Genomic DNA, 12160 nt, shown 5'->3' on the forward strand with positions numbered 1-12160 from the left:
CATGACGTTTTGAGTGATGTTGCATAATCCTTCAATGACCGATACCCACACCATCCAGCTTACCCTAAAACCCGGCCAGCACGACGGTGACGGCCAGCGCCTGGCCGAAGCCGCCGCCCGCCACCTGGGCCTGGCCACCGGCCGGGTGCGCAGCGCGGCGCTCTATACGGTGCGCTACCCGCTGAGTGAAACGCAGTTGAGTGATTTCGCCACCCGCTGCCTGGCCGACCCGGTGCTGCACGACGTGCGCCTGAACGAGCTGACGGCTGTGCCCGGCTTCGCCACTTACATCCTCGTGGCCCGCCGGCCCGGCGTGACCGACGACGAAGGCACCTCCGCTCAAAACGCCCTGGCCGACTTGCTGAACGAGCCGCTGGACACCCACACCCAGCACATTTTCAGCAAGCGCCTCTACCTGCTCGAACACGACCTGCCCGCAGCTGACCTGCGCCGTATCGCCGAAGAGCTGCTCGGCAATAAGCTCATCAACTGGCTGGAAGTGGGCCGCGTGGCCGACGGCATCCGCGACTACACGCCGCGCCCCGGCGGCGGCGCCGAAGCCATTACCGAAATTATTTCGCTGACCGGCCGCAGCGACGCCGAATTGGTGCAATTGTCGAAGGACAACATCTACGCACTGAACCTGGAGGAGATGCGGGCCGTGCGCGACTACTTCGCTGCGGCTGAGACGCAGACGGAGCGCCAGGCCGCCGGCCTGCCCGCCGACCCGACGGATTGCGAGCTGGAAATCATCGCCCAAACGTGGTCGGAGCACTGCAAGCACAAGGAGTTTTTGGCGCTCATCAACTACAAAGACCTGGAAACGGGCGAGGAGAAACAGGTTGACTCGCTCTTCAAAACCTACATCAAGGACGCTACCGCCGAGGTGGACCGCCAGTTGCGCGCCAACGGCAACGACTGGCTGGTGAAGGTGTTTTCGGACAACGCCGGGGCCGTGCGCATCAACGCCGACTCGCTGTTTGTATGGAAGGTAGAGACGCACAACTCGCCCTCGGCCATTGATCCGTATGGCGGGGCCATCACGGGCATTTTGGGCAACAACCGCGACCCGCTGGCCACTGGCATCGGGGGGGCGCGGCTGCTGTTCAACACCAACGTGCTGTGCTTCGGCAACCCCGAGTACGACGGGCCGCTGCTGAGTGGGCAGCTGCACCCGCGTCGCATCCTGGAAGGCGTGCGCAAGGGTATTGAGGACGGTGGCAACAAGTCGGGCGTGCCGACGGTGAACGGCGCCATTGTGTTCGATGACCGGTACGCGGGCAAGCCGCTGGTGTACTGCGGCACCGGTGCGGTGATGCCCATGCAATTCGCCGGGCTGGACTCTTGGGAGAAGAAGATTGACGCCGGCGACCGCATCGTGATGGCCGGCGGCCGGGTGGGAAAAGACGGCATCCACGGCGCTACGTTCTCCAGCATCGAGCTGGACGAAACTGCGCCCGCCACGGCCGTGCAAATCGGGTCGCCCATCACCCAGAAGCTGGCCATGGACTTCCTGCTGCTGGCCGCCCGCCGCGGCCTGCTCAAGTGCAGCACCGACAACGGCGCGGGTGGCCTCTCGTCCTCCGTGGGCGAGCTAGCCGGCATCAGCGGGGGCGCGGTGGTGGAGCTGGCGCGGGTGCCGCTGAAGTACCCCGGCCTGCGGCCCTGGGAGATTTTTGTGAGCGAATCCCAAGAGCGATTCACGCTGGTGGTGGAGCCGGGCAAGATGACCGAGCTGCTGGCCCTGGGCCAGGAAATGGAAGTGGAGCTGACCGACATCGGCCACTTCACCGCGGACGGTTTCCTGGACGTGCGTTTTGATGATGCCCCGGTGGCGCAGCTCAGCATGGATTTCCTGCACAATGGGGTGCCGCGCAAGGCGCTGGAAGCCGAGTGGATGCGGCCAGCGCTGACGGAGCCGGTGATTGCCTCACCCCCCGGCCCCCTCTCCTTCAGAGAGGGGGAGACTGACGGCACCCGAACATTTTCGTCTGGCTCCCCCTTCTCTGAAGGAGAAGGGGGCCGGGGGGATGAGGCCTCCGACTACACCGCTACTCTCACCCGCCTGCTGGGCTCGCTCAACATCTGCTCGCGCGAGTCCATCATTCGCCAGTACGACCACGAGGTGAAGGGCCGCACCATTGTGAAGCCACTGATGGGCGCGACGGGCCAGGCGCCGCAGGACGCGGCCGTGGTGCGCTTCAATTTTGAGAGTTGGGAAGGTGTGGCGGTGAGCAACGGCATTCTGCCGCGCTATGGGGATTTGGATGCCTACCACATGTCGGCCGGCGCGTTCGACGAGGCGGTGCGGCAAATTATTGCCGTGGGCGGAAAGCTCCCGAACCTGACGCCGGGCGACGGAATTTTTTGGTCGGTAAACGACAATTTCTGCGTGCCCGATTCGGTGTACGACCCCGTGAGCAACCCCGACGGTAAGCAGAAACTGGCCAAGCTAGTGCGCATGTGCGAGGCCCTGCGCGACGCCACGGCCGCCTACTGCATCCCGCTCACCAGCGGGAAGGACTCGATGAAAAACGACTTCAAGGCCGACGGCGTGAAGATTTCGGTGCCGCCGACCGTGCTTTATTCCATGACGGCCAAAATGGAGGACGTGCGCCGCGCCGTGACCTCGGACTTCAAGCAGGCCGACGACGTGGTGTACCTGCTCGGCGAAACCTACGACGAGTTGGGCGGCTCCGAGTTTTATGCTTTGCACGGGCAGCTCGGTGCCAATGTGCCCAAGGTTGATTTCGCAAAAGCCAAGGCGCTGTACACCCTCGTGGGCCAGGCCAACGAGCTAGGCCTGATTCAGTCCTGCCACGACCTGAGCGACGGCGGGCTGGCCGTGGCGCTGGCTGAATGCACCTTTGGCTACAGCTGCGGCGCGAGCATCACGCTGCCCGAGGCTGGCTTGGCGCTGCCGGTGCAGCTGTTCTCGGAGTCGCATTCCCGCTTCCTGGCCACGGTGGCGCCGGAAGATGTGGTGGCGTTTGAGCAGCTCCTTGGCAGCCGCGCGACGCGCCTCGGTGTTGTTACCGATGAGGCGCGCCTGGTGGTTAGCCACGGGGGCCGCGCGGTTATTTCGGCCGATGCGGCGATGCTGCGCCACGCCTGGACCAATGGCCCGGTAAACCAGCTGCTGGGCGTGGGCGACGTGGCCAACCTTTCTCCTTCAACTTCCCTGTAATGGCACAAGACTCATTTCCGTTGGCCCAAAAGCCCTTTGAGATGGTACAAGATGCCACCCGGGTAGTACATAACATTCAACCGGAAGCACAAGCTGCCGTATCGGAGGGAGCTAGTTCAGTACGGCCGCTGGTTCTGACGGGCTTCGGCATCAACTGCGAGGAGGAAGTGGCCGCGGCTTACCATTTGGCCGGTGCCACCGCCACCATCGTGCACCTCAACCAAGTGCTGCACGGGCAGGTGAGCATTCACGACTTCGACGTGCTGAACTTCCCCGGCGGCTTTTCCTTCGGCGACGACCTGGGCTCGGGCGTGGTGTTGGCCAACAAGCTGCGCTACCGCCAGACCGGCCCGGGCGGCCGCACGCTGCTCGACGACATCCGGCAGTTCATCGCCGACGGCAAGTTCGTGCTCGGCATCTGCAACGGCTTCCAGGTGCTGGTGAAGCTGGGGCTGCTGCCCAACCAGGGCGGCAACGTGACCCCCGAAGTAACCCTGACCCACAACGCCAGCGGCCGCTACGAGGACCGGTGGGTGACGCTCCGCGTGAACCCCAACGCCTGTACGCCTTTCCTCAAAGACATCGATACGCTGGAAGTGCCCGTGCGCCACGGCGAGGGCCGCCTCGTGGTGCCCGACGCCGCCACCAGCGCCGCCATCGAAGCCGGCGGCCTGAACTGCCTGAGCTACATCGACGCGGCCGGCGACGGCACCGACGTGTACCCTTTCAACCCCAACGGCGCCGCCCTGAACTGCGCCGGCCTCACCGACCCCACCGGCCAGGTATTCGGCCTGATGCCGCACCCGGAGGCATTTCTGTCGGCCTACAACCATCCCGACTGGGCGCGGCGACGGCGGCAGAATCCATCTGCTTCTGAGGAGGGGGCGGGGCTGCGGATATTTAGGAACATTGTGGCGCATGTGGCGCAGTTACGAATGCTTCACCCCCCCGGCCCCCCTCTCCTTCAGAGAGGGGGGAGCCTGGAGGCTTCTGCTGATGTTGGTGATGGCAAGGAGGGCATTGCCGACAGGGTTGAAGAGTCTGCGGCTGGGTATGGCAGTGGGGCATCGTCGCTGCATCTAACGGCTGATAAGCGGAGCTGGCATGGGCAGTTGAAGGGGTTTGGGCAGCAGATGCGCAAGCAGCCGACCCAAGCAGAAGAACAGCTGTGGCAGGAGTTGCGGGGCCGAAAGCTGGAAGGTTATAAGTTCCGGCGCCAGCACGCCATTGAGCATTACATCGTGGATTTTATTTGCCTGGAAGCCGGCCTAATCATCGAGGCCGATGGCGGCATTCACCAAGAGCCTGGCCAAGCAGAATACGACCAAGGCCGAACCCACGACTTGCAAGCTTTGGGGTATCGTCTCCTGCGCTTCAGCAACCACGAAATTCTCAACCAACCGGCGGCAGTGTTAGCCACCATCACGCACGAACTCCACCTCAAAACACCAAAATCAACCCCAACCACCACGCCCCAGTCTCCAGGCTCCCCCCTCTCCGAAGGAGAGGGGGGCCGGGGGGATGAGGCACTTGCTGAACAACCCGCATGAACACGCTCACCCACTTCGCTTCCCCCCAACTTCCCCTTCTGCACCGCGGCAAAGTCCGCGACAGCCTGCGCGCGCCTTCCGGCGACCGGCTCATCATCGTGACGGACCGGCTTTCGGCCTTCGACAGCGTGCTCGAAACGGCCATTCCGCACAAGGGCGCGGTGCTCAACGGCCTGGCCAATTTCTGGTTCGACAAGACCCAGCACATCATCCCCAATCACGTCATCAAGCTCGTGGACGCCAACGCCATGCTGGTGAAGGAAGCCGAGCCAATCAAGGTGGAAATGATTGTGCGCCAGTACCTCACCGGCTCGATGTGGCGCGGCTACCAGGCCGGCCAGCGCACGTTCTCGGGCGTGACGGTGCCCGACGGGCTGACCAAGAACCAGCCGTTTCCGCAGGCCATCGTGACGCCGACCACCAAGGAAGAGTCGGACCGCGAAATCACGCCCGACAATCTGGTGAGCGAGGGCTGGGTGAGCAAGGAGCTGTACGACCAGATGGCCGTGAAGTCGCTGATGCTGTTTGCCGTCGGCTCGCGGCTGCTGGCCGAGAAGGGCATCATTCTGGTGGATACCAAGTACGAGTTTGGCTTGCTGAACGGGCAGCTGATTCTCATCGACGAGATGCACACACCGGACTCGTCGCGCTTTTGGTCGGCCGAGGACTACGCCCGCAACCCCGAAACGGCCGAGCAGATGGACAAGGAGTACGTCCGCCAGTGGCTCATCGCCAACAAAAAAGACGGCCAGTACCTGCGCGCCCTCACCCCGGAAGTGGCCCAGGAAGCCAGCCGCCGCTACCTCGACATCTACGAGCGCATCACCGGCGAGGCCTTGCCCACCGCCGAGCCCGCAGCCCACGCCGACCGGCCCGGCTCGGGCCGCCAGGACGCCCGCGCCCGCCTGCTGGCCAACCTCGTGCAAGCCGGCTTGGTGAAGGACGCCTGGGTGAACATCGTCATGGGTTCGCCGGCTGATAAGGAACATTGCGAGAAAATCCGCCAGCAGTTTGAAGGCTACGGCATCTTCACGCAGATGCGCGTGACGTCGGCTCACAAAAACGGCGAGGAAATTGCCGGCATGGCCGACATCTGGAACAACAGCATCGAGCCCGGCGTCATCATCGCCGTGGCCGGCCTCTCGAACGGCCTCGGCGGCGCGCTGGCGGCCAACGTGAACGTGCCCGTCATTTCGTGCCCGCCGTGGAAGGACTACGCCGAGCTGGCCATGAACCTGAACTCCTCGGTCATCATGCCCAGCGGCACGCCCAACCTCACGGTGGTGCGCCCCGACAACGCCGCCCAGGCCGCCCTGCGCGCCCTGAACGTGCCGCGCCTGCGCGAGCGCCTGAACCAGGAAATCAAGGCCACCAAAGCCAAGCTGCGCGCCGCCGACGCGGAACTGCGGGTGTTATAAAATCTAGCGCGCCCAAAACCAGCCGTTGCACTGTGAGTGTTGCCATCCGACAGCTTGAGGCTACCGACCGCCTGGCCTACCGCCGTGTGCGGCTCAACTGCCTGCGCGAGTTTCCTGATAATTTTGGGTCTTCGTATGAAGAGCAAAGCCAGTTGGCGGAGCTTCCTTTTGAAGCAAACTTGGCCGTCGAAGCCAGTCCGTCCTTTCTCATGGGCGCTTTCGACGGCGAACAGTTGGTGGGCATCTGCGCATTCGTGCCCGAGACGCGGGCCAAAACCCGGCACCGGGGCGAGCTGCACCAGGTGTACGTCAGCCCTGTCCACGCCGGCCGGGGGGTGGGCCGGCGGCTGGTGCAAGCCACGGTGGAGGCTGCTTTTGCCCGGCCCGGCATCGAGCAGATTACGCTGGGCGTGATTGCCGGCAACGAAGCCGCCAACCGCCTCTACCAAAGCCTGGGATTTACGGAATACGGTTTTTTGGAAAACTCCCTGCTGGTAAACGGCTGCTATTTACCCCAACGATTTATGGTGCTCAAGCGCCCTTCCGCCACAACGCAAGCCCACTCGTGACCCAAGCCCCATCCATACTCCTCCTCGGCTCCGGTGCCCGCGAACACGCGCTGGCCGAAAAGCTGACCCGCGACAGGGCCACGGTGCACGTGCTGCCCGGCAACGCCGGCATTCCCAACAGCCACCCCGAGGTGAACCCGCTGGATTTTGCGGCGGTGAAAGCCTTTGCCGAGCAGCAAGGCGCGCAGTTGATTGTGGTGGGCCCGGAGGCGCCGCTGGCGGCGGGCATCACCGACTTTTTTGCCGGTTCCGACATCAAGGTGTTTGGGCCGACCCGCGCCGCGGCCCGGCTGGAAAGCTCCAAGGTGTGGAGCAAGGAGTTCATGCGGCGCCACGGCGTGGCCACGGCGCAGGCCTGGCCGTTTCGCAGCGATAACGTGGCCGCTGCCCGCGCCAAAGCCGCCGAGTTGGGCGGGCACGTGGTGGTGAAGTACGACGGCCTGGCCGCCGGCAAAGGCGTGTACGTGTGCGCGTCGGTGGCCGAAGCGGAGGCGGCGCTGGACGACTTGCAAACGAATTACACCGGCTGGTTTTCCTTTCTGCTCGAAGAGAAGCTGACCGGCCCCGAAATCAGCATCATCGGCCTCACCGACGGGCGCGAAATCAAGCTCCTGGCCACCTCGCAGGACCACAAGCAGCTGCTGGCCGGCGACCAGGGCCCCAACACCGGCGGCATGGGCGCCTACTGCCCCGTGCCCTTCGCCGACGACAACGTGCTGGCCACTTTGCGCCGCGACATCGTGGACCCCACCCTGCGCGGGCTGCAAAACGAGCAGTTCGACTTCTGCGGCTTCCTCTATTTCGGCATCATGCTCACGCCCGCCGGCCCCAAGCTGCTGGAGTACAACGTGCGCCTCGGCGACCCCGAAGCCGAAGTGCTGCTGCCGGCCCTCGACAGCAGCCTGCTCACCCTGATTGAAGCGACCCTGGACGGCACGCTGGCTAAGCAAACCGTGCGGCAGCGCCCCGGCGCCTTCGTGGGCGTGGTGCTAGCCTCGGGCGGCTACCCGGCCCCGAAGTTTTCCACCGGTTTCCCCATCTCGGGCCTGGACGGCCTGCCCGCGCACACCCGCGCCTACCACGGCGCCACCCGACGCGACGAAGCCGGCCAACTGGTCACCAACGGCGGCCGGGTGCTCGTCCTCACCGCCCACGGCGCCGACCTCGAAACCGCCACCGCCCGCGCCTACGAGGCCTGCGCCCACGTCACTTTCCAGGACGCCTACTTCCGACCTGACATTGCCCAACGCCCGGCGCCGGTGCTAACCACCAGCGTTGTAAATTGAAGCCATTAAGCCCCGCAATGACCCACGCCGCCGCCCCCGAACAAAACCGCCCGGCTCCTCCCTCTCCACGGGAGAGGGAGGTCGGGAGGGTGAGGTCCCGCCTGGCCATCCTGCTCTCCGGCCGCGGCTCCAACATGCTGGCCTTGGTGCACGCCACCAAAACCGGCGTGCTGAAAGACCTTGCCGAAGTCGTTGTGGTGTTCAGCAACAAGCCCGACGCGCCCGGCCTCGAAGCCGCGGCGGCACTGGGTTGCCCCACGGCCGCATTGCCCAGCCAGGGCCGCCAGCGCGAAACGTTTGATGCCGAAGCTGCGCAGTTGCTCCAGCACTATCGGCCCGACTTGGTGGTGCTAGCCGGCTACATGCGCATCCTCTCGCCGGCCTTCATTCAGCCGTTTGCGGGCCGCATCCTCAACATTCACCCCGCCGATACGCACCAGCACCAAGGCTTGCACGCTTACGAGTGGGCTTTTGAAAACAAGCTGCCGGAAACCAAAATCACCGTGCATCTCGTGGACGAAGGCCTGGATACCGGACCAATTTTGATGCAGCAAACCGTGGACCTGCGCGGGGCCGACACGCTGGCCGAAGTAGAGCGGCGTGGGCTGGCCGTGGAGCACGAACTGTACGCTAGCGCCCTTGCGGGCTTAATTAAAAATTAAAAATTATGGATTAAAAATGGCCCTTGTTTTTGCTATCGGGTGCCGTTTGGACATCACGACGGATGATTTTTAATTTTTAATTTCTAATTTTTAATTCAAACTGATATGTGCGGAATAGTAGGTTTTCACGGTCCCGATAACGTGGTGGCGGACATGATAGTCGGCCTCACCGCGCTGCAACACCGCGGGCAGGACGCCGCCGGCATCGCCACGTTCGACGAATCCTTCCACCTGTGCAAAGGGCAGGGGCTGGTGAACGACGTATTCAAGCGCAAGCACATCAAGAAGCTCAGGGGCCACACCGGCATCGGCCACGTGCGCTACACCACCCAGGGCGCCAACGACTCCGACCTGGCCCAGCCCTTCACCACCAGCTACCCGTTCGGGCTGGCCATGGTGCACAACGGCAACGTCATCAACTTCCGCGACGTGGCCAAGCGCCTGCACGACCAGTACCACGTGCTGCCCAAAACCACCAACGACCTGGAGCTCATCATGTACACCTTCGCCTCGGAGCTGCGCGTGAAAGACCTGAACCACCTTTCGGTGGTCGACATCTTCGACGCCGTCGAAACCACCCAGGCCATCGTGGAGGGCGCGTATGCCACCATCACCATCATTGCCGGCCACGGCTTGCTGGCTTTCACCGACCCGCTGGGCATCCGGCCGCTGGTGCTGGGCCGCCGCGACACGCCCAATGGCCCGGTGTACGCCTTTGTGTCGGAAAGCACGTGTTTCGATTATCTCGATTTTGAGTTCGTGGAGAACGTCGGGCCCGGCCAGGCCATCTTCATCGATAATAACTTCCAGGTTCACTACAAGAACCCCTACGAGCTGCCCAAGCACTTCTGCGCGTTCGAGCAAATCTATTTCGCCCGCGAAGACTCCGTAATTCACGGCCGCCTGGTGGCCCGCGAGCGGGTGCGCCTGGGCAAGCGCCTGGCCCGCAAGGTGGCCGACGCCGGCCTGCAGCCCGACATGGTGATTGACGTGCCCAGCAGCGGCTACTTCGCCGCCTCCGGGCTGGCCGAGGCCATCGGCGTGCCCTACCGCCGGGCGCTGGTGAAAAACAACCACATGGGCCGCTCGTTCATCGTGCCCACCCAGGCCGGGCGCGAGGACGTGGTGAAGAAAAAGCTCAACCCCATCCGCGAGTTCGTGGAGGGCAAAAAAGTGGCCGTGGTCGACGACAGCATTGTGCGCGGCACCACCTCGCGCCGCATCGTGCGCCTGCTGCGCGAGGCCGGCGCCACCGAGGTCTACTTCATTTCCAGCGCCCCGCCCATCGTGTCGCCCTGCATCTACGGCATCGACATGGCCATGAGCACCGAGCTGATTGCGGCCAACTACACCGAGGACGAAATCTGCCGCTACATCGAAGCCGACCGCGTCATCTACCAGGACCTGGAGGACTTGCAGGAGCTATTTTCCGAAGACAAAGGCCACGGCGGTAGCTGCTTCGCCTGCTTCTCGGGCCGGTACCCCACCGGCGACGTCACCCACTACCTGCGCCACGTGCAGGAGGAGCGCGCCAGCCACCGCGGCGGCAAAGGCGAGAAAAAAGGCCAGTCGGTGAGTGCGAAAGCGCCCGAGCCGACGGAGCACTGAGCGCCTCACCCCCCGGCCCCCTCTCCTTCAGAGAGGGGGGAGCCAAACGAAACTTGTCGTAACCAATACCAAAATACCCGCGCCGCCGTGGCTCCCCCTCTCTGAAGGAGAGGGGGCCGGGGGGTGAGGCCCCCGCCATGAACGACTCCCAAAACAACCCCGCCGGCTACTCCATCGATGCAGGCAACGCCGCCTCGCGCAACGCCTACGGCTGGGCCAAAAAAACCTTTGCCAACCGCGCCGGCCGGCCCGGCGAGTCCGCCCAGGACCTCGACGGCGGCTTCAGTAACGAAATCCGCTTCGGCGCCGAGCGCCTCGGCATCAGCTCCGACGGCATTGGGACGAAGATTGAAGTGGCCGAGCGCCTGAACCGGTACGACACCCTCGGCTACGACCTCATCGCCATGACGGCCGACGACCTCATCGCCGCCGGCTTCGTGCCCACCAACCTCTCCAACATCATCGACGTGAACCACCTCGACTACGACGTGGTGGACCAGCTGATGCGCGGCCTGCACGACGCCGCCAACTTCGCCAAAATCGCCATTACCGGCGGCGAAATCGCTGAGCTGGGCAACCGCATCGGCGGCTGGCCGGGCGCCAAGATGAACTTTAACTGGTGCTCCACGGCCATAGGCGTGCTACACCCGAGCCTGGCTCGGCCCCTGAGCGGCGAAACCGCCCGGGCCGGCCACGCCGTGGTGGCCCTGCGCTCGCCCTCGTTCCGCTCCAACGGCTACTCGCTGGCCCGCAAAACGCTGCAAAACGTCTTCGGCGACAACTGGCATGACGCTGCGCTTAATGAAGAATTAGGAATGAAGAATGAAGAATTGGGGACGCCGGCTCATTCCTCATTCCTCATTCCTCATTCCTCATTAAGCGCAGCGGCACGCGCAGCGCCCACCACCTGGGGCGAGGCCCTGCTCGCGCCCTCGCTCATCTACGCGCCCGGCGTCACGGCCCTGCTCGATGCCGGCCTGCCGCTGCACGGCATCGCCCACATCACCGGCGGCGGGGTGGCCGACAATTTTCAGCGCGTGCTCAAGAATGGCCTCGGCGCGGTGCTCGACAACCTATTCGAGCCCCTGCCGGCCATGCAGCGCCTCTGCGAAATCGGCCACATCACCGCCGAAACCGCCTACCTCTACTGGAACATGGGCACCGGCATGCTGCTGGTGACCGAAGAAGCCAGCGCCGCAGCCGTAGTGGCCTCGCTGCAAGCCAGCGGCTACGATGCGCAAGTGGCCGGCCACCTCACGGCCGAAGCTGGAGTTACGTTACGTGTGGGTGCGGGGGAGTTGCGGTATGCTTGAGAATTTTACTTCTCACTGCCTTCGTCTGCCAACCTCAAACCCGCCCCCATGCCTGTCCCGCCGCTGCCCCCGCTCATCGAGCAGTTTTTAACCCAAAACCCAAGCTTTGAGCAGCCGGTGCCGCTGCCCGACCGCTACGCCAACCCAGCGCAGTTCGACCTTTTTCAGGCCGGCTACCGCTACAATGCCAACACAAATGAATCCCTGGTGGGCACCAAGTTCGGTGACTTCCAGGAAAGCTGGTACGTGGTGGCTTCCAGCTACTTCGCCGACCCGTTCATCGTGGATTTAGACCAGGCGGCGGCTGGATATCCCGTTTACTACAGCCCGCACGGGGCCGGACGCTGGACGCTGGTTCCGGTGGCCGAAAGCCTGGCTGCCTTCTCCCGGCTCCTGGCCGATTTGAGTCGGCTTTTGCCCGACCGGGCGCAGGCCGCCAGCTATTTGCGGGCGCAGGTAGACGGGGAAAACGAGTTCTGGCAAGAAGTGCTGAGCGGTCTGGAAGAGGAAATGTGAGCGCCGCCAGTTGGCGGGGCGGCACCCTACCGGCCAGACTAAGCTGACAGT

Annotated in this window: 9 protein-coding genes; all 9 read left to right on the forward strand. The window is 64.0% G+C overall.

Annotated features, from left to right (window positions below; genetic code table 11):
* Window positions 1-34 precede the first annotated feature (34 nt).
* The 9 genes from RMO51_RS19155 (at window position 35) to RMO51_RS19195 (ending at window position 12109) form a co-directional block, all read left to right on the forward strand.
* Window positions 35-3187, forward strand: a complete 3153-nt coding sequence (locus RMO51_RS19155) for an AIR synthase-related protein (protein ID WP_310397440.1) — start codon at window positions 35-37, stop codon at window positions 3185-3187.
* Window positions 3187-4737 (forward strand): phosphoribosylformylglycinamidine synthase subunit PurQ, encoded by a 1551-nt coding sequence (locus RMO51_RS19160; RefSeq protein ID WP_310397442.1) that lies wholly within the window; start codon window positions 3187-3189, stop codon window positions 4735-4737. Before RMO51_RS19155 ends, RMO51_RS19160 begins: the two co-directional genes overlap by 1 nt.
* Entirely contained in the window at window positions 4734-6155 is a 1422-nt protein-coding gene (locus tag RMO51_RS19165; RefSeq protein WP_310397444.1) for a phosphoribosylaminoimidazolesuccinocarboxamide synthase, read from the forward strand. Before RMO51_RS19160 ends, RMO51_RS19165 begins: the two co-directional genes overlap by 4 nt.
* A gap of 32 nt (window positions 6156-6187) precedes the next feature.
* On the forward strand, window positions 6188-6724 hold the full coding sequence (locus tag RMO51_RS19170) for an N-acetyltransferase (protein ID WP_310397446.1): 537 nt from the start codon (window positions 6188-6190) through the stop codon (window positions 6722-6724).
* Window positions 6721-8010: a phosphoribosylamine--glycine ligase gene (purD, locus tag RMO51_RS19175; protein WP_310397448.1), complete on the forward strand. Its 1290-nt coding sequence runs from the start codon at window positions 6721-6723 to the stop codon at window positions 8008-8010. The genes RMO51_RS19170 and purD overlap by 4 nt, the downstream gene beginning before the upstream one ends.
* Before the next feature lie 89 nt (window positions 8011-8099).
* Complete coding sequence (gene purN / locus RMO51_RS19180; RefSeq protein WP_310397450.1) at window positions 8100-8672, forward strand: phosphoribosylglycinamide formyltransferase; 573 nt, start codon at window positions 8100-8102, stop codon at window positions 8670-8672.
* A gap of 105 nt (window positions 8673-8777) precedes the next feature.
* Complete coding sequence (purF, locus tag RMO51_RS19185; protein WP_310397452.1) at window positions 8778-10280, forward strand: amidophosphoribosyltransferase; 1503 nt, start codon at window positions 8778-8780, stop codon at window positions 10278-10280.
* Between the two features lie 137 nt (window positions 10281-10417).
* Window positions 10418-11593, forward strand: a complete 1176-nt coding sequence (locus tag RMO51_RS19190; protein WP_310397454.1) for an AIR synthase-related protein — start codon at window positions 10418-10420, stop codon at window positions 11591-11593.
* Between the two features lie 48 nt (window positions 11594-11641).
* The gene (locus tag RMO51_RS19195; RefSeq protein WP_310397455.1) at window positions 11642-12109 is read left to right on the forward strand and encodes a hypothetical protein; all 468 of its coding nucleotides are present in this window, start codon (window positions 11642-11644) and stop codon (window positions 12107-12109) included.
* Window positions 12110-12160: the final 51 nt, after the last annotated feature.

This window comes from Hymenobacter sp., from assembly GCF_031398885.1.
Lineage (GTDB): Bacteria > Bacteroidota > Bacteroidia > Cytophagales > Hymenobacteraceae > Hymenobacter.

Bases quoted from the DNA above. Each gene is read 5' to 3' on its own strand.
- RMO51_RS19155 (WP_310397440.1), top strand. From the start codon at position 35: ATGACCGATACCCACACCATCCAGCTTACCCTAAAACCCGGCCAGCAC.
- RMO51_RS19160 (WP_310397442.1), top strand. From the start codon at position 3,187: ATGGCACAAGACTCATTTCCGTTGGCCCAAAAGCCCTTTGAGATGGTA.
- RMO51_RS19165 (WP_310397444.1), top strand. From the start codon at position 4,734: ATGAACACGCTCACCCACTTCGCTTCCCCCCAACTTCCCCTTCTGCAC.
- purF (WP_310397452.1), top strand. From the start codon at position 8,778: ATGTGCGGAATAGTAGGTTTTCACGGTCCCGATAACGTGGTGGCGGAC.
- RMO51_RS19190 (WP_310397454.1), top strand. From the start codon at position 10,418: ATGAACGACTCCCAAAACAACCCCGCCGGCTACTCCATCGATGCAGGC.
- RMO51_RS19195 (WP_310397455.1), top strand. From the start codon at position 11,642: ATGCCTGTCCCGCCGCTGCCCCCGCTCATCGAGCAGTTTTTAACCCAA.